A 25,522-nucleotide genomic window follows, 5' to 3' on the forward strand; every position below is an offset into this window, starting at 1 on the left:
TGGATTTAAGCTGAGGAGCATTTATGGTAAGAAGTTTATGGACCGGCGCGTCCGGCATGATAGGCCAGCAGGCCAATATTGACACCATTTCCAATAACCTGGCCAACGTAAATACCGCGGGGTATAAGAAGATGCGGGCGGATTTTGAGGATCTGCTCTATCAGACCGTCAAAACCGCGGGGACCCCCGCCACGGAGGAAACGGTGGTGCCCGTGGGGATCCAGATGGGTCACGGGGTCAAACTTGCCGCCACCCAGCGGATGTTTAGCCAGGGGGCGCCCCAGAGTACGGAAAACGTTACTGATATGGCCATTGTGGGAGACGGCTTTTTTCGTGTCCAGATGTACGATGGAAGCTGGGCCTATACCCGGAACGGCGCCTTTGAGGTAGATTCCGACGGCCGGATGGTTACCTCCAACGGGTACTGGCTGCTGCCGGACATCATCATGCCCGAACGGTTCCTTCCCCAGACCATCAATGTTACCCAGGACGGCCGAGTATCGGTAAAGGTTCCGGGGTATGATGACAACGCGGATCCCGTGGAAGTCGAGGTGGGACAGGTTGAACTCTACCGTTTCCCCAATCCGGTGGGGCTCACGGCGGTCGGGGAGAATCTGTTTAAAATCACCGAAGCCTCGGGGGATCCCATCCCCGGGCGGCCCGGATACGACGGAATGGGGAAGATATACCATAAATTTCTTGAAATGTCCAATGTATCGGTGGTCCGGGAGATGGTAGACCTTATTGTGGCCCAGCGGGCCTATGAATTTAATTCCCGGACTATCCAGACCAGCGATAATATGCTGGGAACCGCCACCAGCCTTAAAAGGTAAGGGGGAGGAATAATAGATGGGTATCGAATCGATCGGTTCTTTTTATCTGGATAATACCCGGCATATGCCCGCCGCTGCGGGGCAGATCCGAGACAGTTTTTCCGCGGATCAGGCGGAAGGCCCGGCTTTTTCCGGAATTCTGGAAAAAGCCCTGGAAAAGGCCGCCTCTCCCGGGGCTTCCTCCGAGCTCTCTTCCCCCGGAAACAAAAAAACCATGGTGGACAAGACCGATAAACTCTACGAACAATGCGAGGCGCTGGAAACTTTTTTGGTTAAGACCATCCTTACGGGGATGCGGAAAACCATACAAAAATCGGAATTCCTTGACGGCGGTTTTGCGGGAGAGATGTACGAGGATATGCTTTACGATGAATACGCCAAGGATTTTACCAAAAACGCGGGATTCGGCTTGGCGGAATTGGCCTACCTGGAATTAACGGGCCAGCGAGGGAAACTTATGGTCAACCGTCCCTAAGGGTTTGTATTTTTATGAAAGAAAAGATCCAGGAGCTATTGGTTTTTATCTACGGCCCTTCGGTGGGAGAAAAGGTTTATCCAAAAGTTTTGGAGATCCTCCAACAGGGGATCGGGAAGGAAAGTCCCGGTAAACGGGAAGTAGCTTCTCCTCGTGCCCCGTTTACCGCCTCGGATGTACTGCTCATCACCTACGGGGATATGCTTTCCCCCCCGGAAGAAGGCGGAACCGGGGAACGGGGTCTGGTCCGGCTGGGACGGTTCCTCGCCCGGTGGAACCGGGGGGCCTTTACCTATCTTCATCTGCTTCCCTTTCATCCCTATTCATCGGACGACGGCTTTTCGGTGATCGATTACCGGGAAGTGGATCCCCGGTTCGGCCTCTGGGAGGATATACAGGAACTGGGCCGGCATTTTAAGCCGGTTTTTGATTTTGTCCTTAACCACGGCAGTGTGCAAAGCCGGTGGTTTCAGTGTTTTTTGACCGGGGAAAAGGAATATGGGGGGTGGTATATTACCAAACCGGCGGACTTTGACTATTCCGCCGTGGTCCGTCCCCGGACCCATCCCCTCCTTACCCCCTTTACCAAAAAAGACGGTTCCCCGGTCCATGTCTGGACCACCTTCAGCGCGGATCAGGTGGATTATGACTTTTCAAATCCCGAAGTTTTACTTGAATTTATCCGGATATTTATGGAATATTACCGCCGGGGAGCCCGGATAGTCCGGCTGGATGCCATCGCCTACTTATGGAAAGAGCCGGGGACCTCCTGCATCCATCACCCCAAAACCCATGCCGTGGTACGGCTTCTCCGAGCGGTGATCGATCTTTTGGGTCTGGATCTCCGGATCCTCACCGAAACCAACGTGCCCCATGAACAGAACATCTCCTACTTTGGTCAGGGCGACGAGGCCCACCTGGTATACAACTTCGCCCTGCCCCCGCTGGTGCTCCACGCCGCCCTATCCGCCGACGCGGGCCCGCTGAGGGCCTGGGCCGGAAACCTGGCCGTTCCCCGGGAAGGCGGGGTGTTCCTCAACTTTCTCGCCAGCCACGACGGGGTAGGCCTTACGCCGGCCCAGGGCCTGGTGGATAAGGCCGCCTTTGCCGCCACCATCGAAGAGGCGAAGAAACGGGGGGCCCTGGTTTCCTACAAGAGCGGCGCCGAAGGCCCCATCCCCTATGAGTTGAACTGTTCCTATGTGGAGGTGGTGGCCCCGGAAACCCTGGGGAGGGATCTCCCGAAGGGGGAGGCCGTAAAACTCAGGGCACGGGCCTTCCTTGCCACCCAGGGAGTGCTTTTAGCCCTGCCGGGACTGCCGGCCATATACTTCCACAGCTGGATAGGTTCCCTGGCCTGGCAAGAGGGACCGGCCCTGCTCGGTTCTAACCGGGCCATTAACCGGGAGAAACCTCCCCTGGACCGGGTGGAAAAGGAACTGGAGGATCCCGCCTCGCTTAGGTACCATGTGTACCGGGGCCTTTCCCGGCTGCTGGAATTCCGGGGTTCCGAGCAAACCCTAAGCCCGGAAGTTCCCCACCGTATACCCGAAGCAGCGGGGCCGGTTTTTGCAGTTCTCCGGGGACCCGGTCCCGGGGGCCGGTGGGTCCTCTGTATGCAGAACCTGGGGCCGCTTCCGGCCCGCTTTACCCCCCAGGACCCGGCCATACGGTCCCTGGGACCCCTTACCCTGGAACCCTGGGAGACCCGGTGGATAGCCCTGGGCGGCGGCGGGGAGCGGCGGGAGGTATCAACCCAATGAAAAGACCCCTATGGTGATATACACCGCCGCGTTGTAGGCTCCGTGGGCCCAGGCTAAACCATGGACGGAACGGTACTTTAAAAAAAGCAGGGATAAAAAAGTCCCCGCCAAAGCCGCGTTTAATACCCCCGGGATCCCCTCATAGATATGGCAGAGGGAAAACAAAAAAACCGAAAAAAACACCCCCTTCCCCGGCGTCAGTTCCATGTCCTCAAGCCGGGTGAGAAGATAAAACCGGAAATAACTTTCCTCCATATAAGCGGAACTAAGGACCGAGGGGATCATCACCGCCCATTGTAAGAAAGTTTTGGGGGGCTCTATGGATAAACGTACCAGGAGGTCCGCAAAGGGGAGGAGCGCCAGGGAAGCGCAGAATCCGACAGCCAGGAGCCCAAAAAAGGCGATAAGGGCGGTTTTCAGATCCCGGCTCCCGGGTTTGGGGATGGGGTGCTTCCCGGTCAGCCCCACTATATACCAGATGAGGGCCAGGGACGGTATATTATGGACCACCATACGGCTTAATTCCCGGTTTACCGAAAAAACCAGGGGGCCCGGGGATACAAAACCTATCCCGGGAAGAAAAAGGACACCAAATAGTATAAGCGGCTCCAAGAGGGCCATGGTAAACTCCTTTTGACAGGCCTGCTGTCCCGGGGTATAGTAACATAGGGTTGCTTCAAAACTAACCGACTTTTGAAACAGCCTCAAGGGGGGAGGATTCCCAAACGGAAGTTTCCGATCATGAAAACCGGGAACTATTGAAGCGGTGTGGAGGAGAATGCCCTTATAGTACGGAGGAGGAAAAAATGAAGCATTACCATGGAGACTCCGGGGGCCGGTGTGGTTTTTTTAGGGGTATGACTAAATTGAGGACGGTAAGGGAATGGCAGCTGCTTTTATCCGTTCTCCGGTGATATACGCTGTTTTGGGCGCCCTGGGGGCTTATTACGGCTTAGCCGGGGTATACTTCCCGGTAGGGGTTCCCTGGATCCTGGGAGGGGTCCTGATTTTATGCGCCCTGATTGGCCTGTTTCGCGTCCTGGGGGAGAGTCCCCCATGGCTCTTGGGGGACCGTGAAACGGGCTATCGTTTCAGGAAAATCTGCCGTTATGTTACCGCTCTGTCGGTGGGGCTTTCCCTTGGTTTTACGGTAAGGATCATAAACACCGCTTCGGAACTGAAGCTGGGGCTTCCCCGGGAAAGGGTACGGGGAATTACCGGAACCCTGCTGGATGATCCCCGGGCCTTTAACGACGGCCGGGGCATGGGGTATCTTAAGGTATCCGGCGCGTCCGGGATCGGCGGCATTCGGACTTCCGCCCGGGGCAGGGTTCTGGTGTTTTTCCCCGCCGGGGCCATCCCCCGGTTAAAGGAATTCGGCAGGGCGGCGCCGGTATATGTGGAAGGTTCCTTCATAGCCTCCCCAGGCGGCGGAGGAATGGGGTTTCAAACCGGGGCTCCCCTGTTCCGGGTGGGAGCGGTTTTTTTGTTGGGAACCGCGCCGCCGGTGGAACAGTTTCGCACCGGGATCCGCATGGAGGTTCTGGAAAAATTTGGCCCTTCCCCCTGGGGCGGTTTGGCTTCGGCGCTTATCCTTGGAGTGAAGGACCATCTGGATTCGACGGTCTCGGAGCTTTTTAAAGCCGCGGGATGTTCCCATGTATTGGCCCTTTCGGGGATGCATTTGGCCATCGTATCCGCCTTGATAGCCTTCTTACTGAAAAAACCCCTGGGCATACGGGCCGCGGCTTTGGCGGGGTCCTTTTTCATCCTGCTCTACGTGTACCTGGTGGGTCCCCAGCCCTCTCTGGTGCGGGCGGCTATTATGTACCTCCTGGGAAGCGCCGCGGTTTTAGGGGCCTTTCCCCGGCAGCCGGTCCCCCTTTTAGGGCTGGCTTTCCTGATTCAAATCGTCCTGGATCCCTCATCGGGGGACACCCTCTCCTTTATGCTGTCCTATCTTGCCCTGGGGGGTATCCTTATAGCCGGCGAGGCTGTCCACGATCTTATCCGGGGTAAACTCCCCGAGATCCTCGCCGGGCCCGTATCGGCTTCTCTGGGGGCGTTTATCGCCACTGCCGCGGTAAGCGCCGCCGCCTTTGGGGTCATACGGCCCGGGGGCATCGGGGCGGGCCTGGGCATTGTTCCCCTGTCTACCCTTTTTATGATCCTGGCCATCGTCTATTTGGGGGTAAGTTTTTTTCTGCCCCCCCTTACGGGCCTTTTGGATCCGGTCCTCTCCGCGCTATACGATCTCTTGGGGGGTACCGCCTTCCTGGCCTCCCGGATCCCGGGGATAGAAGGGGTATCCCCGGCTATTTTGGCAGGCGCAAGTCTCGTTTTGGTCTTGGGTCTGCTCTATATGCAAAACCATTTTGCCCTCCTGAGGGAAAAAATTGTCCCCCTTGATTAATTATGATTCGGCCCGGAACCTTTCCGCTTTTCTCGATGAACAGGGGCTGGGGATGCGAAAAAAATTCGGCCAAAATTTTCTTATTAACCCCGGCGCGCGGGAAAAACTCCTGGATGCCCTGGAAATTAAGCAGGGGGATGCGGTGTGGGAGATTGGTCCCGGCCTGGGGGCAATGACCGGGGGGCTCCTGGAACGGGGGGCCGCGGTAACGGCCTTTGAAATTGACCGGGGCTTTAGCCTTATTTTAAAAGACCTCTTTAAGGACCATACCAATTTCACGCTGGTAGAGGGGGACGTGCTTAAAACCTGGAAAACGGTAAAGGACCCTGCCCCCTTTTTGTTGGGGAATCTTCCTTATAATATAGGGGCGGTTCTTTTGGCTGATTTTATTGAAGGCCGTTGTTTTTTTAAACGGATGGTGGTTACCCTGCAGCGGGAAACGGCGAACCGTATGCTCGCCTCCCCACTCTCAAAGGATTATTCCTCCTTTTCCGTACTCTGCGCTTCGGTGTATACCATAACCCCCCTTATGATCCTCAAGGGCGCTTCCTTTTATCCCATCCCCAAGGTGGAATCCCAGGGGGTTCGTCTGGACCTGAGGACCGATAGGGTCCCCGGCAGGCGCCCGGTTTTTTTCAACGCCCTGGTCCGAAGTCTTTTTTCTTCCCGGCGAAAGACCCTTAGAAATAACCTGCAAAATTTTGTATTATCCGGTATAATAAACAAAGACGCCCTGGGTACTAAAGAAAGGGTTCAGGAGTTCTGTATGACCGTGTTTGCGGCCAGCGGTATTGATCCCAACAAACGGGCCGAGGCCCTAGGGTACGAAGATTTTATCACCCTGGCACGGACCTTGGAAGATATATCCGGGAGGATATGATGGCTATCGCCGAAGCGCTGCGGCGCCTGTATGAAAGGATCCACGAAGTTTGCATACGGGTAGGCCGGGATCCCGGGGAAGTCCGCTTGATGGCGGTATCCAAATTCCATGAACGGGATGCCCTGGAAGAAGCCTGGCAGGGGGGGATCCGGCTTTTTGGGGAGAACCGGGTTCAGGAGGCGGGAAGAAAGTTTCCCGGCTTTAAACAGGATCATCCCCGGACGGAACTCCACATGATAGGTTCCCTTCAGCGGAATAAGGCCAAGGCCGCCCTTGCCCTGTTTGACTGTATCCAATCGGTGGACCGGGATGAACTCATTACCGAGCTGGGGACCTTGACTCTTAAAAGAGAACAGCCTTTAATGGTCTTATTGGAGTTACATACCGGGGAGGCTTCCAAAGCCGGTTACCCCGATGTGGAACACCTGTTTAGGGCAACGGAACGGGTATTATCATTTCCAAATCTTACCATTGGGGGGCTTATGACCATGGCCCCTTTTACGGAGGATAAGGAGCTTATTCGCGGTTCTTTTCGTTCTTTGGTATCGGCCCGGGACCAATTACGGATCCGTTTTCCCGGTTGTGATTGGTCGTGCCTATCCATGGGTATGTCCAATGATTTTGAGATCGCCCTGGAAGAAGGGGCGACGCTTTTACGGATAGGAACCGCGCTGTTTGGAGAACGAAGGCCATGAGCAAAAGGGGAGTATTTTTTCTCTTGAGATATTTCCAGGCCGGTCCAAAAACCAACCGGGGTTTGGGCTGGGCGTTATTTTTTGTAGTTTTTTCTCTGAACCTCACCGTATATGCCCAGACTTCTTCCAGCACCACGACGGTGATGCCCTCCGTGGAATTTGATACCAGTACCTTCCCCCAATGGGCAAAGGACCTCCGCCGGGCCGAGATAGTCGCCTTCGGTTCATTTCCCTTTACCCTTCTTTTGGCAACCTTTACCACGGACACCGTTCGCTTCGCCAATAATAGCTGGGATACCCGCTATGCTCCCTGGCCGATACGGCGGTCCGACGGAGGGGTAGAGATGAATGCCAAGCAGCGGTTCATAACCATCGGCGCGGCGGCGGCCGGTTCTGTCCTCATTTCCCTGGTGGACCATTTTATTGTCCGGTACAAAAGAAATAAGGCCGAAGAGGAAAGACGCAATTTGCCCGATGGAAGTCCCATAATCATACGGCGTCCCTGGCCTGAAACGGATACCGAAACCGGAGTTGAGGTCCTTCCCGAAAACGGGGAACCCTGATTGCCCCATTATTCCGGCAGGGTAGGGGGGGAAGTTTCCGGCGGACTCAGGCTTGACCGTTACGCGGCGGAGCGGCTTAAGTTGTTGAACCGTTCCCAAATTAAAGCGCGGATCCTGGAAATACGGATCAACGGGAAGGAGGGCAAACTTTCCCATCTTGTAAAACCCGGGGATGATTTGGAGCTTTTATGGTCGGATCCGCCCTCGTCGGATCTGATCCCCGAAGACATACCCCTGGATATACTGTATGAAGATGACCGGGTGGTGGTCCTTAATAAAGCCCCGGGGATGGTGGTTCACCCCGGAGCGGGAAATGCCTCCGGGACCCTGGCCAACGGGCTCTTGTATAGGCGGTTGAGCCGGGGCGGCTCCGGGGAAGGGTTCCGGCCGGGGATCGTTCACCGCCTGGATAAGGATACTTCCGGAGTTATGATCGCCGCCTATGACGATGAGGCCCTTGCCTTTTTAGCGGATCAGTTTAAATCCCGGCGGGTGAAAAAATCCTACAGGGCCATAGTCCGGGGGGTGTTTACGGAAAATACCGGTACCTTGGAGACCCGTATCGCCCGGGACCGCCGGGACCGGAAGCGTTTTACCGTGTCCGAGGCCGGGGGAAAGCCGGCCCTTACCCGCTATCGGGTGATCCGTTCCTGGTTTAATTATTCCCTGGTCCTCCTGCGGCCTAAAACCGGACGGACCCACCAGCTTCGGGTCCACATGTCTTATTTAGGACACCCTATTCTGGGGGACCCCCTTTATGGGGGGAAGGATGGGTTATTCCCCCAGGCGGGACTCATGCTCCACGCCAAAAGTCTGGCCCTGTACCTTCCCGGAAAAGAAGGGTATCGAATCTTCAAAACCCCCCTGCCGCCCCGTTTTTTTGAAGTCCTAAAAAAACTCAAGGGGAAAGGATAATTGTCCGCCGGTGTTTTTGATCCCTCGATTCTTTCCCCTCCTGAGCCTGTGGTGTTGGAAGAAACCGCCGCCTATGCGGTGGTGTATAAGCCGCCCCTATGGCATTCAGCCCCCCTGAAAGGGGAGGGGGATCCTTCGGCCCAAATCCTGCTGTTTTGGTATGCCGGCCGTTGTCCCGCCGTGCTTGAGGTCCGGGGCAGAAAGGCCAACGAGGGGGGGCTCCTTCACCGCCTGGATTATGAGACCGAAGGGCTGGTCCTCTTTGCCAAAACCCAGGGGGCCATGGACGCCATTGCCCGGCAGCAGCGGGAGGGCTTATTCACCAAGGAATACGGCGCCCTTTCCCGGGGGAGCCGGGAGGAACTGCCGGGCTTCCCCCCGGCGCTTATTTGGCGGGGGACTCATGCCCAAACACCCCCGGCGGGGGGGGCCATTCCCGGCCCCGCACCCTTTACCCTACAAAGCGCCTTTCGGCCCTTTGGTCCGGGCCGGCGGGAGGTGCGGCCGGTGGTCCCCGGGGGGGGGAAGCTCCGAAGGGGGATCGCCCTGGATCAGGGGAAACCCTATAAAACGGAGGTCCTGGAGGTGATCCCTTGGGAAGACCAGGTATACTTTCGTCTGGAGATCCACCGGGGCTTTCGGCATCAGATCCGTTGCCACCTCGCCTGGCTTGGCTATGCCATCCTCAACGATAAAACCTATGGCGGCGGCTTGTACAAGGGTGGTACCATGGCCTTGCGGGCCCAGGGGCTGGATTTTTACGATCCCGAATCAAACAGCCCCCGAAATTACCGGATCATGGCGCTGGACAAAAGCCGGAATAGATCCGGAACAGGTTGAAAAAGAGAAGATTCCTGGGGTACCATGGGGGTATGGATATGGGGAAGGGGTTTGTCCCCGGGACACGGGTCTATTTTATCGGTATCAAGGGTACGGGGATGTGCGCCCTGGCGGAATTGCTGGCAAATTCGGGGGGTATCATTTCCGGCTCTGACCGGGATGAGGTTTTTTACACCGACGGGATACTCCGGGAGCTGGGCATTCCCTATTACGAGTCCTTTGCGCCGGAACATATACCCCCCGGAGTAGACCTGGTGGTGTATTCTGCGGCCTATTCCTTTGATACCAACCCCGAAATGGCGGAGGCCCGGAACCGGGGTATTCCCCTGCTCAAATATACCGATGCCCTGGGGGCCTATTCCGCGGCTTTCGACTCCTCGGGGATAGCGGGGGTTCACGGTAAGACCACCACCGCCGCCCTGGCGGGGACCATGATCCGGGGGGTGGGGCTGCCCGCCCAGGTCCTGGCGGGCAGCGGGGTAAGCTCCTTTGGGGGACGCTCAACCCTGAATTTGGGAAATAAATATTTTGTGGCGGAGACCTGCGAGTACCGGAAACATTTTCTCGCTTTCCACCCCCGGCGGGTGGTGCTGACCAGTGTGGAGGAGGATCATCAGGATTTTTATCCCACCTACCAGTCTATCCGGGATGCCTTTATCGAATACGTCCGGCTGCTTCCCCCCGGGGGGGAACTTATTTACTGTACCGATGATCCGGGGGCGCGGGAAGTAGCGGAGCATATAGCCGGAGAGGGGAGGGGGATAGGGCTTGTTCCCTACGGATTTAGCGCCGCCGGGGATTTTGGCATTTGCTCCTTTCAGGTTTCCGGGGAACGGCTCCGGGTGAAGATCCGGGGTTTTCCCGGGGAGCTTCTGCTCCGCCTTCCGGGCAGGCACATCGCCCTGGATGCCGCGGCGGCCCTGGCCTTAACCGATGCGCTGGTAAAAAACGAGGGGGGCTGGACCGGGGAAAAGCGGGAAAAGCTTTGTTCCGCCCTGGAAGATTTTAGGGGAAGCCGCCGGCGTTCGGAAATTGTGGGGGAATACGGCGGGATTCTCTTTATGGATGACTATGGCCACCACCCCACGGCCTTGAGGGCCACCCTGGAAGGACTTAAGGAATTTTACCCCCATCGCCGGCTCATCGTTAGTTTTATGTCCCATACCTATACCAGGACCGCTTCCCTTTTGGATGAATTCGCCGCTTCCCTGGAAAAGGCGGATGTGGTGATCCTCCATAAGATATACGCCTCTGCCCGGGAGTCCTACCGGGGGGGCGTTACGGGACGTACTTTATTTGAAAAAACCCAGGCCCTGCGGGATGGGGTATATTATGTGGATGAACCGGAGGATGCGGTGGAAACGCTAAAAAACATGCTTAAACCCGGAGATCTTTTTCTCACCCTGGGGGCGGGGGATAATTGGAAGCTCGGTAAAACCCTGGTCGGTTATTATGCGGGAAGGGCTCAATGAAGAGTATGACCGGGTATGCCTACGAGGAAAGGCAGGATGAACGGGTCTCCCTCTCGGTAGAAATAAAGGGCTACAACAGCCGTTTTTTGGAATTATTCATATACCTGCCCCCCTACCTTTCATCCCTAGAACCAAAGGTCCGGGAATATATGGCGGGCCGGTGCAGACGGGGAAAGGTGGAGATTGCCGTCCGTTTTAAAGACTACAATTCCGATATCTCCGTAGCCGTGAACCAGGAGGCGGCCCGGGCCTATGGTAAGGCGATTTCGGTTTTATCCCAAATTCTGGAAACCCAGGAAAAACCCTCCCTCGCCGCCATTCTTGGCATGGAGGGGGTGTTGGAGGTGGAAAAAAACCGGGACGACGAACGGAATTGGCGGTATATTGAACCCTGCCTTAAAATTGCGGCGGACCGTTTTGATGAGGAAAGGATCCGGGAGGGGGCACATACCCTGGAGGATGTTTTTTCCCACCTTGCCTTGCTGGAATCATCGGTACAGATTGCCACTTCCCATGCCCCGCTTATGGAAGTCTCCATTCGGGAGAACCTCCGGAACCGGTTTATCGAACTTTTGGGTGACCAGATTGATGAAAACCGTATTCTGACGGAGACGGCGGTGCTCCTTATGAAGTATACCATATCCGAAGAAATTTCCCGGCTTGGCTCCCATATTTCGGAATTCCGGCTGGAAGCGGAACGAAACCCCAGCCCGGGAAAAAAACTGGATTTTCTCTGTCAGGAGATGAACCGGGAGATAAACACCATAGGTTCCAAAACTCCGGATCTGGCGGTAAGCCGGGCGGTGGTGGATATGAAGGATGCCCTGGAAAATATCCGGGAACAGTTAAGGAATGTGGAATGAAAGACAATATTCGTATCGCGATCTCGGGAAAAAGCGGATGCGGAAATACCACCGTAAGCAGACTGGTAGCCGAGTCGTTGAACCTTCGTTTTATTAACTTTACCTTCCGGTCCCTGGCGGAGGAACGGGGTTTGAACCTGCGGGAAGTGTTGTCCCTGGCTGCCAAGGACGACGCCTGGGATAAAGAGGTGGACAGCCGTCAGGTCAAATTGGCCCGGGAAGACGGGGGCTGCGTCCTGGGGTCCCGGCTGGCCATCTGGATGCTGGCCGAAGCGGACCTTAAGGTATACCTTACCGCCCGGGCAATAACCAGGGCCCGGCGTATCATGCTTCGGGAGGGGGGGAGCCTTGAAGCGGTGGCCGCCTTTACCGAAGAAAGGGACAGGCAGGACCGGGAAAGGTATTTGCGGATCTATAATATCGACAACGATGATTATTCCTTTGCGGATCTTATTATTAATACGGATGAACTGAACCCTTCTGAGATTGCCGCGTTGATTATAGATCGGGCCCGGTAAAAGGAACCATGATGAGTAACCCGCCGTCAATTTCCGAATTTAAAGAGATAATCTATTCCCATTTTGAAGAAAAGGGGCGGACCTTTCCCTGGAGAGAGGATCCCCGTCCCTGGGGGGTAATGGTTTCCGAATTTATGCTTCAACAGACCCAAATCGAACGGGTGATACCCTATTGGGAGCGGTGGATGCGTCTTTGGCCGACCCCCGGGGATCTGGCGGAGGTTTCCCTGGAGGATGCCCTGAGGGAATGGAGCGGTCTGGGATATAACCGCCGGGGGCGGTTTCTGACCGAATGTGCCCGGCTTATCGCCAGAAAGTACCAGGGAGAGGTACCGGAAAAGCCGGCCATTCTGCTTTCCCTTCCGGGAATTGGAGCGTATACTGCCGGGGCTATTGCTTGTTTTGGTTATAATTATCCTTCGGTGTTTATAGAAACCAATATCCGCGCTTCGGTGATCCATTTCTTTTTTCAGAACCAGGAGGCGGTGGATGACCGGGAAATCTTTCCCATCCTGAAAGAGGCCCTGGATCATGATAATCCCCGCCGCTGGTATTGGGCGCTCATGGACTATGGGGCTGCCTTGAAGAAGGTAACGGTAAATCCCGGCAGGAGAAGCGCCCATTACACCAAACAGAGCCCCTTTGAAGGTTCCTCCCGGCAGCAACGGGGGCGCATCATCAAGACCTTGGTCTTACAAGGCCCCGCTACGGCTGCGGAGCTTCAAAAATCCACCGGAATGAAGCCGGAAGAACTCTATAAAGCCCTGGACACCCTGGAAAAGGACTCTATGGTTGCCGAAAAAAAGGGGGTGTACCGCATTTTCACTTTATAAAAGCCCTTTCCCCCAAAATTCGGTTGTTTTTTGGAAAAACCACTAAAATGCCCCGGTTTTCCTGCCGTATGCTTCGTCCTGAAGGGTAAAAAACCAAGGCCCCAACCGACCTTGACAGGTTTTTTTAATTAGGTTAATTTTAAGGTGCTTATAGATCCTGTCGAGAGACTAGCTCATCTGGATAGAGCGTCAGCCTCCGGAGCTGAAGGTGGTGGGTTCGAGTCCCGCGTCTCTCAAAGAGTTAATTCATTACGGTATAATGAATTAACGAAAAGCAAAAAAGTCCGATTTTCTGAAAGGTATGACACTGTGCGTTTATCGTGTTAATTTCAATCGGTAAACCCCCGGCTTTGCCGGGGGAATCAAAAAGTTTGACATTTCAGGGAATATAAAATAACCTCCTGCCAAAATGAACCGCTCAAAGTTCAACAGACAGGAGGCAAAATGAGCGATAAAAAGAATTTAAACCACATAGTACGTGGGAATGCAAGTACCATATACTATGGATACCAAACGGTCGACAGAAGAGACTGTATGGAGGGTGGTAAAATATTTGGGAAGCATATTTCGGGAACTGGCAAGGGAACGAAAGAGCAAAATCATGGAAGGGCATCTGAGTGGACTGGTCTTTATCCCGTTAGGTAGACATCATTAAGCGACCCTCCCTGAATTAAATACATTTGGGGCAACATCGTGAGGCATCTCGGTGTAGTACCGCCGAAGCCCTGCCTATGCTCGGGCTGTTTCCATCCGCGCCAAACCGTGTTAAGGAAGGTCATTTCTTCACGTCTTGCGGGATAGTACTGTTGATTAGTTCCACAAACAGGCGTAATGAGGGATTGTTGTTTTCGGTATTGTAAATAGAGTCACAGATAAAGGCGGGAAAGATATTATTTGACAGTTCAATTAAGGCCAGATTATCGCCGATATAGGGCCTGATTATCATTGGGAACAAACTAATCCCCATATTCGCCTCAACCATTAAAATCACGGCATCCACGCTTTCCACATACAATAAATTGTTGATAGACAAATTTTCCTGGAACAGGATATCCCGGAAACGGGTGAAATTATGTTGAAATACATGGCGGTTAAAGGTGATAATACTTTCGCCGACGAGCTGGTCCACACTGATCATACGGTATTCGCTCAGGCGATGGTTCTTATGCATACATACACCGACGGGACTCCGCATAATTTTTTTTGTGGAAACATTGGGGAGGTCTGCGAAATTCTGGCTGAACATAAAACCAATATCTATGTTTCCGGAATGCAGATATTCATTTATGGTTTCATAATTGTATTGGGCTATATCTATTCGTATTAAGGGATATTTGACGTGAAAATCCCGGATCAATGAGGTAATAGAGACCCGGTCATAGAGGCTGAAAAACCCTATCCGCAGAATTCCGGAGGCGCTTTGCGCGATATTCTTCGTTTCCTCAGCTATTTGATTATATTGGGCCAGGATTTTTACCGCCTCATGGTAAAATTTCTCTCCGGCGATTGTTAAGGAAACTGTTTTTTTATTTCGGATCAATAAAGCAAAGCCCAATTCTTCTTCCAGGGCCGCTATTTGTTGGCTTATAGCGGTCTGTGATACAAAACAATTTTCTCCAGCCCTGGTAAAACTTTTCATCTTCGCAACCTCGATAAAATATTCCAAACGCCTACTGTTCATATTGATCCTCCTGACTCATTGGTTATGGCCTCTGCCTGCCCGAAACAACGGAGTAGTAAGAAGTAAAACTTATCATATCATAAATATTTTATATTGGACACTCTTATAGGAGGATGATACCATATCAAATAAATAAATTGTTATCGAAATATAGGAGAGGGATGTGTTAGATGGAAAAATATGATAGGTATAAAAACCTTTTTTTATCCCTCAAAGTTGGGGGTCTTACCCTGAAAAATCGGCTTCAGTTTTCCCCTATGGTGAATCCAATGACATCCTATGACGGTGAAGTTACGGATAATTATGTTGATTTTATTGATATGCAGGCGGGGACTGGTGTTGGGTTGATAACTATCGGCGCTACTTCCGTGGACCATGATACGGGGGAAGATTTTGCCGGGGAATTGGACATTACGGATGACAAAAAAATGATAGGCCTGGCCCGCTTGCCCGAAGCCACCCACGCCCGGGGGGCAAAACTCTCGATAGAGCTGGTTCATGCGGGCCGGGGTGCAAATCCCGCCCTGCTGCGAAAGCCCGATGCTATCGCTCCGACACCCTTTCCGACATCTTGGGGGTCCCGGTATATCCGCGAAATGAACCGGCGCGACATGGATGAAGTGGTTGCCCATTATATGGATGTGGTGGAGCGGCTCTGCCGTTGTGGGTTTGATATGATCATGATCCACGCCGCTCATGGCAATCTGCTTGCCCAATTTTTATCCCCGTTGACGAATCATCGCAGTGATTATTATGGAGGTTCTTTTGAAAACCGTTGCCGGTTTCCCCTGGAAGTGCTTGCAGCGGTTCGAGACCGGATAAACGGCAGGATGGCGGTGGAGATGCGGATCAGTGGTGATGAAATGGTCCCCGGAGGGATGCGGATAGAGGAAACTATCGAATTTATTAAACTGGCCCAGCGGTATATTGATCTGGTGCATATTTCCGGCGGTTTGGTGGTAGAGCCTCTGACTATGTATACCACCATGCCACCCTATTTTTCTCCCTATGGGGTATTTGTGGCCAATGCGGAAAAGGTCAAAAAGTGTACAGAGATCCACATACCCGTCGCAACCGTGGGTTGTATTACAACCCTGGAGCTTGCAGATGAGATTATCGGTAAAGGGCAGGCGGATCTAGTAGCCATGGCCCGGGCGCATTTGGCGGATCCGGAACTGATACGGAAGTCCTGTTTGGGGTTTTCCGAAACCGCTCGTCCCTGTCTGCGTTGCTGGGCCTGTGCGGGTTCTTCCCACCATATTCGCTGTGCCGTAAACCCCGCCCTTGGGCGGACCGGTGCATACAAATCGGTGGTTCCAGCGAGAAAAACTAAGAAAGCCGTGGTTATCGGAGGCGGTCCGGCCGGCATGATGGCGGTCCGGACCCTGCGGGAACGGGGACATGGAGTTGTTCTTTTTGAAAAGTCCGGCCAACTCGGTGGTTTGCTGAACGATATCAACAAACTACCCTTCAAAGAGGATTTGCGGCGCTATACCACATGGGGTATCAAGGCGACCGAGACGTGTGGCGCGGATATCCGTTTAAATACCGAAGCAACGGTCGAAAGAGTTATGGCCGAAAAACCCGATGTCATTTTTATCGCCACGGGCGCCCGTTTGTTTCAACCCGATATTCCGGGAATTGATTCTTCTAAAGTTGTCTCTGTGCTTGAGGTTGATACTAACCGGGTTAAAACCGGCAAGCGGGTTGTGGTATGCGGTGGAGGGGCCAGCGGCGTGGAGTGTGCACTGGCTTTAGCTATGGACGACAGGGATGTCACTGTGGTTGATATGATACCGGCTGCTTCTTTTGCTTCAGGGATGGAAGAAATTCCCCGTTGGATGGTGGAGTCAAAATATATCAGGGAATATGACATCAAGCTGATAGGGGAAAGTAAGGTAGTAGCTATAACCGGAGATGGAGTTGAAATTGAAGATAAAAACTGGCGGCATTCCCTGTTGTCCGCCGATACGGTGGTCTCGGCCTTTGGTATGGTTCCGAATAAAGCAGTCGCGGAACAATTTAAAGATCTAGTTCCCGAATTATATGTGATCGGGGATTGTGATCATGTGGAAGGCATAAAAAACGCGAATCATACCGCTTATAATTATGCGGTACATGTATAAAAGCGAAAATATAGCATAAGCGTACAAGGGGTGGCGAATTATGGGAAAACGGCTGGAAGGTAAGGTTTGTATCATTACCGGCGCAACTTCAGGGATGGGCAGAGACTCTGCTATTTTGTTCGGGGAGGAGGGGGCAAAGATCGTTTTTGCTGGACGCCGGGAAGAAAAGGGTAGCGAGGTTGTGGAGATCATTCGGAAAAAGGGTGGGGAAGCGACTTTTGTCAAAACAGATATGACGGTGGATTCCCAGGTAGACGCCCTAGTTCAGCGGACTGTGGATATGTATGGGCGGATAGACGTACTGTTCGGCAATGCGGGGATTCCCAGCCATAGTAAATTTGAAGACTTTGATATGCAGAAGGATTATGAGGATATCTTTCGTATTAATACCAGGGCGGATATTTATATTACCAAAAAAGTAGTTCCCTATATGATCAGGCAGAAAAAGGGATCGGTGATCTATACCACATCCAATGCCGCTTGGCAGGGGGCAATCTATTTAAGTGCTTATTGTGCTTCCAAAGGGGCGGTAAAAATGTTGTCCAAAACCCTGGCTATGGAATACGCTCCCTTTAATATCAGGTTCAATACCATCCAGCCGGGATGTATCCTTTCCGAAATGAGTACACCTGATGGTCCGGTGGCGGAACATATCATACCCATGACTCCTATGGGCCGGGCAGGTACAGGCAGGGAAGTGGGGTATTTGGCATTGTTCCTGGCCAGTGATGAAAGTTCCTACATAACAGGAACCGATATCAGCATTGATGGCGGATTCAGCGCCGGCTGCAATGTTCGCTTTTGATTTCTAATTTTAATTAAACCGGTATAAAACACAGCCGTTTTTAAGGGGCTTTTCATGAAACGAGATCCTAAGACGATGAATCCCATATTGTTGCTTGTTGTGGTAATGGCAGTTGGGTTACAGGATGTTGCATCGGGGGCTATATCGCCGGCTATCGCCTCAATCGCGGCGGCGTTTCCTGGCGTGAGTACCACCATGATACAAATGTTGGTAACCTTGCCGAATATTCTGATTGTGATCATGGCGCCGTTATATGGCTGGTTGTCTACCAGAATACAGCCCCGTAAGATAATTATCTTTGGTTTGGTTATGTTCAGCGCCGGTGGAATTCTTCCCGCTTTTATGAATTCCCTGCCCCATATATTGTTCTTCCGGGTTTTTTTGGGTTTAGGTACCGGTATTACCCTACCCTCAGCGATTGCCATTATCCCGGCTTTTTACGAAGGAAATCAACGGGAGAAACTGGTAGGTTGGAATATGTCAGTGGGGTGTTTTGGTTGTATCATTATGCAGATCCTTGGAGGTTATCTGACGGAGATTGACTGGCATTACAGTTTTTTTGCGTATGGCGTTGGGGTTTTTTCCCTGGTTATGGTTCTGTTGTTCCTGCCGGAAGTATCCATGAAACAGAGCGGGGAAACGGAGGAGCCGGCTAAAAAAGGCGGCATTTTTGCCCAAATACCCAAGGCCGTATACGGGATAGCGCTGATTTATCTTGTTGGCATGATTCTGGATACGGTGATGGCGACCAATATCTCATTACAGATTGAAACTGAAGGTATCGGAAGCCCTGCTAATTCGGGTATCGGCCTTTCGCTGTTTATCGGTGGTTCCCTAGTCAGTTCTCTTTTATACGGAAAATATTACGAAATTTGCAAAGAGTTTTCCCGGGGTTTGGCGTGGGTAATCATGGGAATTGGATTTTTTATGTGCGCTTCTTCCTATACCATTGTCACAATTTATTTTTCTCTTTTGATTTGCGGTATCGGCAACGGCCTTGTAGTTCCCGCCTATTTTGCCCATGTTTCGAAAATAACCGCCCGGGGTTATGTGGCGTTTTCGGTAGCTATGATATCGGCGGCTCAGGGGCTTGGCAATTTTATTGTACCTGTTTTTGTTAACATGATTGTTAGAGCCTTTTCCCGGGATTACGGGCGGTTCCCGATTTTATTTTCGTCCTTTGCCCTGATGTCCCTCGGAATTGTCCTGACCCTCTGGGTTGTTTTTCAAAAAAACAGATCGGTAAAAACGTCCGGTTGAAGTACCGGGCTTATAAAAGCCGTATGTAAATACGGAATTAAAGCAGGAGTATCAAAATGAGTGATGACGTACAAAAAAACAGTTCCACCGCGTGGATTATTTTGGCGGTTTATTGTCTTGGTACCTTTGTGTATCAATACACCCAATATCAGCTTGCGCCAATCGCCGGACAGCTTATTCAGTCGTTGGGCCTGACCGGGGTACAGTTCTCCAGCCTTTTTACGGCGCCTATGGTTCCCGCCATCTTTCTTAGCATTATCTTCGGCATTATTGTTGATAAGATAGGTATTAAAAAGGGCATTTTGGTTTTTATGCTTCTCACAGCCATAGGCGGTATGGGCCGTATTTATGCGGGAAATTACGGCCTATTGTTCACCACCATGCTTCTTACAGGATTCGGCGCCACCGCGTTAAACGTTACCTGCGGGAAAGTGTTCAGTATCTGGTTCCGGCGATCAATGGTTCCTATTGCTATGGGGTGCTTTATGTCCGCCCCCACCTTGGGGATGTTTGTCGCCCAGTCAACCACCGCCTTGTTAGCGTCGGTGAGTACCGCGTTTTGGATTGCCGGCGTTTTGACCGTTGTCGTTTTATTCCTCTGGTTTTTTCTGGGAAAGGATCATAAAGTGGAACCGGGGTCCGTTGAAGAAGCCTCTCCTTCGGTGGGAGAGACCTTAAAAGTTGTGTTCAGCAGTAAAAACATGTGGCTTACCGCCTTTGGGTTGTTTTTCTGCCTTGGGGGCCAGGTAGCGTGTAATCAGTTCCTTCCCCTGGCCCTTGCCAGCCGTGGCATGGATCCCGCCGTTGCGGGGGTTACTGCATCTATTGTCAGCGCAGGTAATCTGGTGGGTTCCCTTTTTATGCCCATGATCGCCGTAAAGGCCGGCCGGAACAAGCCTTTCCTTTTAGTGTTTGCGGTTATCTGTACCTTTGGATATGCCTTTGGCTGGAGACTTCCCGGGGCGGCGCTTTATATCAGTTTCTTTTTCTTCGGTCTCTGTGCTTCCGCTATGATGCCTTTCTTTTTTTCCATGCCCGTTCAATTCGCCGAAATCGGACCTAAATATGCGGGTACCGGAACTGGCCTGATCTCCACTATTGAGCTTTTTGGGGCAATCCTTCTTCCCACCTATATTCTTACCCCCATTTGTAGCGGGCCGGAAGGCATCAATTTTAACCTTTATTTTATCCTGATTGGTGCGGTATTTGCGATTTTATTTTTCATTTTTCTTCTGCTTCCCGAGCTGGGCAGTAAAGCAAAAAGAGTCGAAGCGTAAATTTTAGGAGGTTCTTATGAAGCAGTATGATTTTCCAAACTTGATTAGCCCGATTAAGATAGGCAAGCAGGAATTTAAATCCCGGATCAATTTTTCCCCTACTTATTCGTTTTTTGCCACCAAAGACAATCAAGCGAATCAGGCTCTGGGTGAGTGGATCCGTCCACTTGCCGCAGGGGGGGCCAACTGTGTTCCCATTGGAACCGGTGTAATCAATCCTCTGCCCCCTTTTATTACCCATGTTGTTTCGGTGGCGGACGATACTTGCGTGAATCATCTTTCCCAATTATTCGCTATAGTTCACGCTTATGACTGTAAAGCAGGGATTGAGTTGGTACCCCTTGATCCGGATCCGGAGCCTTTTGACCTCCGGGATAAAAAGGGTAAACCTCAAATCGAGGTGGATCCCGACAATTACACTAATGAACAGGTAAAGGAGTTTATTAAATTCTACGCCGATGCGGCGGAACGGGTACTTAAAGCTGGCGGAGATATGGTAGTTGTCCATGGAGCCCATATGCAGCCCCCAGCGGCGTTTTTTTCAAAGGCCTATAATCACCGGACCGATGAATACGGCGCTCAGAACTTTGAAAATCGTACCCGGTTTACCGTAGAACTACTGGATGGCATCCGCGCACGGGTGGGAGACAAGCTGCTCATTGAGTATCGGATAAGCTGGACCGATATGTGGGAGAATTCTCCCGATATGAACGAGCTGATTCAATTCACTCGGCTGATTCAAGGCAAGATCGACTGGCTCCATGTATCCCGGGGACAGTTGGGTGTACATAAGTTAACCCCCTATGTATTCCCACCCTTGTATTTTGAACGGGGTTTTAATCTAGATGCCGCGGCCCAGTTTAAGGCAGCCCTGGATATACCGGTAAGCTGTGTTGGGGGGATGGACTATGAAATTGCGGAAAAAGCTATTGCCGATGGGAAAATAGATATGGTTGAATTTTGCCGTCCTCTCCTCGCAGATCCCGATATTCCGGTTAAGCTGAGGAGAAACGCCGCCGAAGAAATTCGGCCATGCATACGGTGTAACAATTGTATTCACCGTACCCATAATTATTTTCTCCCTGTCCGTTGCGCTGTTAACGCCTATGTGGGTCGCGAGTTGATTTTCCAGAATTATCAGTCCCCCAAGGAAAGTCGAAAGGTGGCGGTAATCGGCGGTGGTCCCGGAGGAATGGAAGCCGCCCGTATTGCTGCCGAAAGGGGACACAAGGTTGTTCTTTATGAGGCGAGTGACAAGCTGGGAGGAACCTTGTTGGTTGCCGCGGCGCCGGAATTTAAAGGCGATATTAAGAAGTACCTAAACTGGTCAATTCGTATGACCACTAGCAATAAAAATATCACGGTTAAGCTGAACACTACGGTGTCTCCGGAATCCATTGAGAAAGAAAACTATGATGCGGTTATCGTTGCGGTAGGTTCCGATCCGATCATACCGGGATTCGTAAAAGATAATCCCAAGGTCGCCTTGGTCAGCGAAGTTGAGCTTGGTATGGTTGCCACCGGTGAGAGGGTTATCGTTGCCGGAGCGGGAATGGCCGGTATGGAAGTTGCCATTAATCTGGCAAAATCGGGGAAAAAGGTTACATTGATCGACATGGTCAAGGCCGAAAACACCGGTCAGGGCGGAACAAAGATGAATATCATTGCCCTAAAGGAGATGCTCGTCCATGCAAAAGTAGAAATTATGGGAGAAACCAAACTTGAAGGTATAACCGGGAACGGTATTGAGGTTTCCTGCAAGGATAAAAGCCGCAAAGAATTGCTTTGTGATACATTGGTACTTTCTCTGGGAGTGCGGCCCCGCCGTGATCTGGCTTATTCTTTCAGACAGGCCTGTATTACGGTAATTCCCGTAGGGGACTGCAACACAGACCAGGGAACCCTATTTAACGCTGTCACCACCGCCTATGACGCGGCAATGTCGATTGTATAAGGGAACAATCCTGATAAGTATATAAAACAAAGATTCGCGTTAAAAACTGCGTCTTTGTTGTCTGCGGCGGAGGATTTTTAAATCAGCGTATAACCCGCCATCAATGATTAATTAAAATAGGTAACCCCCCGGCTTTGCCGGGGACCCAAAAGGTTTGACAATTCCTGGATTATAAAATAAACCTCCTATCAGTGAACCGCCAAAGTTCAAAAGATAGGAGGTTGTAATGCAAGATGTAAAGAAGTTGGAATTTACCCCATTAGGTAGACACCATTAAGCGACTCTCCCTGAGTTAACCATATCAGGCGCAATATAGTCAAGGCCGAATGGAGCCGAACCCGATGGTAATAGGCCTCGATGTACATGAACACCGTCTGCCTGACCTCTCCCGCCGTATGTTTGCCGTCCAGCGTTTCTATACTGCTTTAGCCATGAAAATATCATTAAGCGGCAGGTACGAAAACATCGGTAAATGACTGAAAGTTTTCGGAAATAAGGGTGGAGACCTTCTTTTTATATTTTCCCTCCGTCTCCGCAATACAAGTGTCTATTGCTCTCTTAAACTCTTCAAATGTCCCATGATAGGTCGCATTCAGTACTTCCCCCTTCACCAGCTTCCAATATCGTTCTATCAGGTTTAGATTCGGCGAATAGGGCGGCAGAAATATCAGGCCTATCCCGTGTTCTTTCGCGTATTCGGTTACTTTGGCACACCGCTGATATGCCGCGTTGTCCAGCACCAGCGCAAGAACCTTGTCCTTATAGGTCTTACGCAGTTTGTCCATAAGCCGGATAACCTGTTCGGCGCTTATGTGCGTCTCATTGGTGACCGTGCTTATCTTCTTCCCGCAAAAATTAAGCGCCCCAAGCACGTTATACCGGCTCCTCCCGCTGGCTGTCTTCACAAAACACCTCACCCGGCTCCACAGCCTTCCCGTAAAACCTCCCATCACAAAATGGGAGGCATCCACGAAAAATAACTCGATAAATCCCTCTTTCGCCAGCTTTATCAGTGGTTTCAGCTTCTTTTCCACAAACTCCTTCTGCTTCCCCCCCGTCCGCCTTCGCCGGCAGAAATCCCACCTTTAACGGCTTGAAGCCGTTTTTTTTTAAGAACTTCATCACCTGCGGCAGACTCCGCCTCAGTCCCGTCACTTCCTCTATAACCGCCGCCGCCTCCCTCAGCGTCCGTGCCGGCTTCTTGTCCAACTCCGCCATTATCTGGTCCCGCCAGTCTTCCATCTCGCTCCTTCTCCGATACACCGTATCCGCGAATATCCCCTCAATATTTCCAGCGTCCGCCAATTCCTTGTATTTCTTCACGGTTAACCGGGACACTTTAAGCTTCTCGATGATAGTTTTCTTGTCAATCTCAAACAATATCAACAACACACAGAATAACCGCTTTGCCAGGAGTATCCCGATCTTTTTCTCGGCAATGGCCATAAACTGGTCTATGCTATCCATGTTTCCATCCCTCCCGAATTAGAATACTTTATCCTATCCTTCTTTCCCTTCTTTGTCTACAGATACCTCATTCCCATGACTGAAGCAGTATAGGGACGGAAAGAGACCATGTGCATTTTCTGGTACAATCGGTGCCAACGTACAGCCCTGAGCAAATAGTACGAACCATAAAGAGTATAAAGGTACGAAAAATATTCGAAAGATGTCCTAAGGTGAAGAAAATGTTATGGGGAGGGGAATTATGGACAAGGGGTTATTATGTGGGGAGTGTAGGCGAATACGGGGATGAACAAGTGATACAACGATATGTCAAGAATCAGGGGCGAAAACCAGAGGAATACCAAAAAATATATGAGGGGAAGCCGCTTGAGCTGTTTCCTTATCAGAATAAAGCTTGAAGGTTAAAGATACCGCAGGGCTTGCCCTGCGGTTGTTGATGTGCGCCCGGCATGGGGAGTAACTCGGCGGTGAAAGTCCGCTACACGCTTGGTAGTAGGAAGTGTTAGCCGAACGGCAAGGGTGTCCATCGTGAGGTGGAATCTGAAGGAAGCCGAAGGCAAAGTCCCGAACCGACGGACAGAAATCGCATATAAGGCAGTACAGGGCGGACGAGCTTGCATGACAAAGTAAAGTCCGATACTACCCGAACCCTGAGGTGTAGATGCGGCGGTTGCATGGGATGAAGGTTACTCGCTCTTACCCGGGGAGGTCTTGCAAGGCCCAAGGCGGCGACTGACGGATGTCCCGGCGCTGTGGGAAGCCGTATAGCGATATACGGTTGAATTGCAAGAAGTCAGCAGAGGCCATAGTACCGTGAAGGGGGATGTCCCTGAGACAGCGGGAGTACGAACGGAGCGGGAAGGGCCGAACGATGGGAAGTCTCAAGAAGTGAGAGGAAGGTGGGACGATGCGGAGAGAGCAGAAAACGAAGCAGGGAGAACTTGACTTCGGCTATCCTGGGGGAGGGAGGGTGGAACCCTCTGAACCGCAGGAAGCGCGGAACATCGGAACACCGGAGGCCACGGACGAAGACCGTGCGGACGGGCGAAAGCCCGATGGGGAACTATTGAAACGTATGCTGGGACGAGAGAATATGTATACGGCGTGCGAGAAGGTAGTAAGGAACGGCGGGGCGGCCGGGATAGACGGGATGACGGTGAGGGAACTGGAACCGTACCTTGTGGCGCATTACCGGGAACTGATGGAGAGCATTGAGGGCGGCTGGTACAAGCCACAACCCGTGCGGCGGGTAGAGATACCCAAACCGGACGGGGGAGTACGGCTGCTTGGGGTGCCGACGGTGATAGACCGGATGGTCCAACAGGCGATGGTACAAGTACTGCAACCGGTGTTTGAGCAGACGTTTTCGGACAGCAGTTACGGCTTTAGGCCGGGACGAAGCGCCCAGCAGGCGATACAGCGGGCCAAGGGATATTACGAGGAAGGGTATGCCTGGGTGGTAGACCTGGACTTGGAAAAGTTCTTTGACACGGTGAATCACGACCTGCTGATAAAGATGGTACGGGAAACGGTGAAAGACGAGGCCATCATCACCCTGATAAAGGGCTCTTCACATCATAAGGTGGAAACAGCCATGTCCAAATTTCCTAGGTGGAATAGGATTGAAGTCATAAACCGGTCTTTGTTTCGGAAGCCACAAGCTATTCTTTTTATCCGCTGTATGCAATTGTTCTTCGCTTCCAGCATCCCATTACTTATCCCTAACCCTATCGCGTTCATTATCCCCCCAAAATGGTCCCGTACCATCTTTGCTACCTTCTTCATCTCATCTATCCGCGCATTATCCAACTCAATAGTCCTTCCCAGTTCTTTTTAGCTACCCCCAGGTAACTATATTCCCACAGGCTGCTGGCGGTCTCCTTCATCCG

At 52.0% G+C, this 25,522-nt stretch carries 24 protein-coding genes and 1 tRNA gene; 22 read left to right on the forward strand and 3 right to left on the reverse strand.

The genetic code is table 11. From position 1 onward, the window contains the following. Positions 1-23 precede the first annotated feature (23 nt). From flgG to LQZ21_RS03120, 3 genes are read left to right on the forward strand one after another with little or no spacing between them, the layout of a single operon-like run. Complete coding sequence (flgG, locus tag LQZ21_RS03110; RefSeq protein WP_411042704.1) at positions 24-833, forward strand: flagellar basal-body rod protein FlgG; 810 nt, start codon at positions 24-26, stop codon at positions 831-833. Between the two features lie 16 nt (positions 834-849). Next, complete coding sequence (locus LQZ21_RS03115) at positions 850-1,308, forward strand: rod-binding protein (protein ID WP_411042705.1); 459 nt, start codon at positions 850-852, stop codon at positions 1,306-1,308. A gap of 14 nt (positions 1,309-1,322) precedes the next feature. Beyond that, on the forward strand, positions 1,323-3,071 hold the full coding sequence (locus LQZ21_RS03120) for an alpha-amylase family glycosyl hydrolase (protein WP_411042706.1): 1,749 nt from the start codon (positions 1,323-1,325) through the stop codon (positions 3,069-3,071). Here LQZ21_RS03120 and LQZ21_RS03125 read toward each other — a convergent pair. Then, positions 3,060-3,692, reverse strand: a complete 633-nt coding sequence (locus LQZ21_RS03125) for a CPBP family intramembrane glutamic endopeptidase (RefSeq protein ID WP_411042707.1) — start codon at positions 3,690-3,692, stop codon at positions 3,060-3,062. The two genes, LQZ21_RS03120 and LQZ21_RS03125, sit on opposite strands and share 12 nt — an antisense overlap. Before the next feature lie 262 nt (positions 3,693-3,954). On the opposite strand from LQZ21_RS03125, the gene LQZ21_RS03130 reads away from it, so the two are divergent. From LQZ21_RS03130 to LQZ21_RS03185, 12 genes are all read left to right on the forward strand, one after another. Beyond that, on the forward strand, positions 3,955-5,484 hold the full coding sequence (locus LQZ21_RS03130) for a ComEC/Rec2 family competence protein (RefSeq protein WP_411042708.1): 1,530 nt from the start codon (positions 3,955-3,957) through the stop codon (positions 5,482-5,484). Further along, positions 5,468-6,364 (forward strand): 16S rRNA (adenine(1518)-N(6)/adenine(1519)-N(6))-dimethyltransferase RsmA, encoded by an 897-nt coding sequence (rsmA, locus tag LQZ21_RS03135; RefSeq protein WP_411042709.1) that lies wholly within the window; start codon positions 5,468-5,470, stop codon positions 6,362-6,364. Before LQZ21_RS03130 ends, rsmA begins: the two co-directional genes overlap by 17 nt. Next, the gene (locus tag LQZ21_RS03140; protein ID WP_411042710.1) at positions 6,361-7,059 is read left to right on the forward strand and encodes a YggS family pyridoxal phosphate-dependent enzyme; all 699 of its coding nucleotides are present in this window, start codon (positions 6,361-6,363) and stop codon (positions 7,057-7,059) included. Before rsmA ends, LQZ21_RS03140 begins: the two co-directional genes overlap by 4 nt. After that, the gene (locus tag LQZ21_RS03145; protein WP_411042711.1) at positions 7,056-7,622 is read left to right on the forward strand and encodes a hypothetical protein; all 567 of its coding nucleotides are present in this window, start codon (positions 7,056-7,058) and stop codon (positions 7,620-7,622) included. The genes LQZ21_RS03140 and LQZ21_RS03145 overlap by 4 nt, the downstream gene beginning before the upstream one ends. Next, positions 7,623-8,537 (forward strand): RluA family pseudouridine synthase, encoded by a 915-nt coding sequence (locus LQZ21_RS03150; RefSeq protein ID WP_411042712.1) that lies wholly within the window; start codon positions 7,623-7,625, stop codon positions 8,535-8,537. Beyond that, positions 8,538-9,377: a pseudouridine synthase family protein gene (locus tag LQZ21_RS03155; RefSeq protein ID WP_411042713.1), complete on the forward strand. Its 840-nt coding sequence runs from the start codon at positions 8,538-8,540 to the stop codon at positions 9,375-9,377. It begins immediately after the preceding gene. Positions 9,378-9,415: 38 nt separating this feature from the next. Further along, a complete protein-coding gene (gene murC, locus LQZ21_RS03160; RefSeq protein WP_411042727.1) occupies positions 9,416-10,849 on the forward strand; it encodes a UDP-N-acetylmuramate--L-alanine ligase in 1,434 nt (477 codons plus the stop codon). Further along, positions 10,846-11,712: a YicC/YloC family endoribonuclease gene (locus tag LQZ21_RS03165; RefSeq protein ID WP_411042714.1), complete on the forward strand. Its 867-nt coding sequence runs from the start codon at positions 10,846-10,848 to the stop codon at positions 11,710-11,712. Before murC ends, LQZ21_RS03165 begins: the two co-directional genes overlap by 4 nt. Beyond that, entirely contained in the window at positions 11,709-12,230 is a 522-nt protein-coding gene (cmk, locus tag LQZ21_RS03170; RefSeq protein ID WP_411042715.1) for a (d)CMP kinase, read from the forward strand. The genes LQZ21_RS03165 and cmk overlap by 4 nt, the downstream gene beginning before the upstream one ends. Before the next feature lie 8 nt (positions 12,231-12,238). After that, the gene (locus LQZ21_RS03175) at positions 12,239-13,063 is read left to right on the forward strand and encodes an HhH-GPD family protein (RefSeq protein WP_411042716.1); all 825 of its coding nucleotides are present in this window, start codon (positions 12,239-12,241) and stop codon (positions 13,061-13,063) included. A 162-nt stretch (positions 13,064-13,225) separates the two neighbouring features. Beyond that, positions 13,226-13,299: transfer RNA gene (locus LQZ21_RS03180), tRNA-Arg, on the forward strand. A 208-nt stretch (positions 13,300-13,507) separates the two neighbouring features. Then, positions 13,508-13,708 carry a hypothetical protein gene (locus LQZ21_RS03185; protein ID WP_411042717.1) on the forward strand — a complete coding sequence of 67 codons (201 nt, stop codon included), beginning with the start codon at positions 13,508-13,510 and terminating at the stop codon, positions 13,706-13,708. A 130-nt stretch (positions 13,709-13,838) separates the two neighbouring features. Here LQZ21_RS03185 and LQZ21_RS03190 read toward each other — a convergent pair whose 3' ends face one another. Further along, complete coding sequence (locus tag LQZ21_RS03190; RefSeq protein WP_411042718.1) at positions 13,839-14,744, reverse strand: LysR family transcriptional regulator; 906 nt, start codon at positions 14,742-14,744, stop codon at positions 13,839-13,841. 170 nt (positions 14,745-14,914) lie between these two features. Here LQZ21_RS03190 and LQZ21_RS03195 point away from each other — a divergent pair, with 170 nt between their 5' ends. The 5 genes from LQZ21_RS03195 to LQZ21_RS03215 are packed head-to-tail and all read left to right on the forward strand — an operon-like array spanning position 14,915 to position 22,166. Next, on the forward strand, positions 14,915-16,870 hold the full coding sequence (locus LQZ21_RS03195; RefSeq protein WP_411042719.1) for an oxidoreductase: 1,956 nt from the start codon (positions 14,915-14,917) through the stop codon (positions 16,868-16,870). Between the two features lie 40 nt (positions 16,871-16,910). Then, complete coding sequence (locus LQZ21_RS03200) at positions 16,911-17,675, forward strand: SDR family NAD(P)-dependent oxidoreductase (protein WP_411042720.1); 765 nt, start codon at positions 16,911-16,913, stop codon at positions 17,673-17,675. A 54-nt stretch (positions 17,676-17,729) separates the two neighbouring features. Next, positions 17,730-18,935 carry an MFS transporter gene (locus LQZ21_RS03205; RefSeq protein WP_411042721.1) on the forward strand — a complete coding sequence of 402 codons (1,206 nt, stop codon included), beginning with the start codon at positions 17,730-17,732 and terminating at the stop codon, positions 18,933-18,935. Between the two features lie 56 nt (positions 18,936-18,991). Then, positions 18,992-20,212: an MFS transporter gene (locus LQZ21_RS03210; RefSeq protein WP_411042722.1), complete on the forward strand. Its 1,221-nt coding sequence runs from the start codon at positions 18,992-18,994 to the stop codon at positions 20,210-20,212. Between the two features lie 16 nt (positions 20,213-20,228). Beyond that, positions 20,229-22,166, forward strand: coding sequence for an oxidoreductase (locus LQZ21_RS03215; RefSeq protein ID WP_411042723.1), 1,938 nt, complete (start codon positions 20,229-20,231; stop codon positions 22,164-22,166). 443 nt (positions 22,167-22,609) lie between these two features. Here the strand turns inward: LQZ21_RS03215 and LQZ21_RS03220 are convergent, their stop codons facing one another. Next, entirely contained in the window at positions 22,610-23,200 is a 591-nt protein-coding gene (locus LQZ21_RS03220) for an IS630 family transposase (protein WP_411042724.1), read from the reverse strand. Between the two features lie 522 nt (positions 23,201-23,722). Here LQZ21_RS03220 and tnpA point away from each other — a divergent pair. Together tnpA and LQZ21_RS14910 are read left to right on the forward strand one after the other, a co-directional pair. Beyond that, on the forward strand, positions 23,723-24,031 hold the full coding sequence (tnpA, locus tag LQZ21_RS03225) for an IS200/IS605 family transposase (protein WP_411042728.1): 309 nt from the start codon (positions 23,723-23,725) through the stop codon (positions 24,029-24,031). Positions 24,032-24,603: 572 nt separating this feature from the next. Next, positions 24,604-25,470: a reverse transcriptase domain-containing protein gene (locus LQZ21_RS14910; protein WP_486401685.1), complete on the forward strand. Its 867-nt coding sequence runs from the start codon at positions 24,604-24,606 to the stop codon at positions 25,468-25,470. The last annotated feature ends 52 nt before the right edge of the window (positions 25,471-25,522 follow it).

Origin of the sequence: Treponema sp. TIM-1 (genome assembly GCF_046533115.1) — a bacterium.
Classification (GTDB): domain Bacteria; phylum Spirochaetota; class Spirochaetia; order Treponematales; family Breznakiellaceae; genus JAIRMO01.

What these genes read in the sequence shown, in the direction of transcription:
- flgG (WP_411042704.1), top strand. Translation starts at nt 24, where the DNA reads ATGGTAAGAAGTTTATGGACCGGCGCGTCCGGCATGATAGGCCAGCAG.
- LQZ21_RS03115 (WP_411042705.1), top strand. Translation starts at nt 850, where the DNA reads ATGGGTATCGAATCGATCGGTTCTTTTTATCTGGATAATACCCGGCAT.
- LQZ21_RS03120 (WP_411042706.1), top strand. Translation starts at nt 1,323, where the DNA reads ATGAAAGAAAAGATCCAGGAGCTATTGGTTTTTATCTACGGCCCTTCG.
- LQZ21_RS03125 (WP_411042707.1), bottom strand. Translation starts at nt 3,692, where the DNA reads ATGGCCCTCTTGGAGCCGCTTATACTATTTGGTGTCCTTTTTCTTCCC.
- LQZ21_RS03130 (WP_411042708.1), top strand. Translation starts at nt 3,955, where the DNA reads ATGGCAGCTGCTTTTATCCGTTCTCCGGTGATATACGCTGTTTTGGGC.
- LQZ21_RS03140 (WP_411042710.1), top strand. Translation starts at nt 6,361, where the DNA reads ATGATGGCTATCGCCGAAGCGCTGCGGCGCCTGTATGAAAGGATCCAC.
- LQZ21_RS03145 (WP_411042711.1), top strand. Translation starts at nt 7,056, where the DNA reads ATGAGCAAAAGGGGAGTATTTTTTCTCTTGAGATATTTCCAGGCCGGT.
- murC (WP_411042727.1), top strand. Translation starts at nt 9,416, where the DNA reads ATGGGGAAGGGGTTTGTCCCCGGGACACGGGTCTATTTTATCGGTATC.
- LQZ21_RS03165 (WP_411042714.1), top strand. Translation starts at nt 10,846, where the DNA reads ATGAAGAGTATGACCGGGTATGCCTACGAGGAAAGGCAGGATGAACGG.
- cmk (WP_411042715.1), top strand. Translation starts at nt 11,709, where the DNA reads ATGAAAGACAATATTCGTATCGCGATCTCGGGAAAAAGCGGATGCGGA.
- LQZ21_RS03175 (WP_411042716.1), top strand. Translation starts at nt 12,239, where the DNA reads ATGATGAGTAACCCGCCGTCAATTTCCGAATTTAAAGAGATAATCTAT.
- LQZ21_RS03185 (WP_411042717.1), top strand. Translation starts at nt 13,508, where the DNA reads ATGAGCGATAAAAAGAATTTAAACCACATAGTACGTGGGAATGCAAGT.
- LQZ21_RS03190 (WP_411042718.1), bottom strand. Translation starts at nt 14,744, where the DNA reads ATGAACAGTAGGCGTTTGGAATATTTTATCGAGGTTGCGAAGATGAAA.
- LQZ21_RS03195 (WP_411042719.1), top strand. Translation starts at nt 14,915, where the DNA reads ATGGAAAAATATGATAGGTATAAAAACCTTTTTTTATCCCTCAAAGTT.
- LQZ21_RS03200 (WP_411042720.1), top strand. Translation starts at nt 16,911, where the DNA reads ATGGGAAAACGGCTGGAAGGTAAGGTTTGTATCATTACCGGCGCAACT.
- LQZ21_RS03205 (WP_411042721.1), top strand. Translation starts at nt 17,730, where the DNA reads ATGAAACGAGATCCTAAGACGATGAATCCCATATTGTTGCTTGTTGTG.
- LQZ21_RS03210 (WP_411042722.1), top strand. Translation starts at nt 18,992, where the DNA reads ATGAGTGATGACGTACAAAAAAACAGTTCCACCGCGTGGATTATTTTG.
- LQZ21_RS03215 (WP_411042723.1), top strand. Translation starts at nt 20,229, where the DNA reads ATGAAGCAGTATGATTTTCCAAACTTGATTAGCCCGATTAAGATAGGC.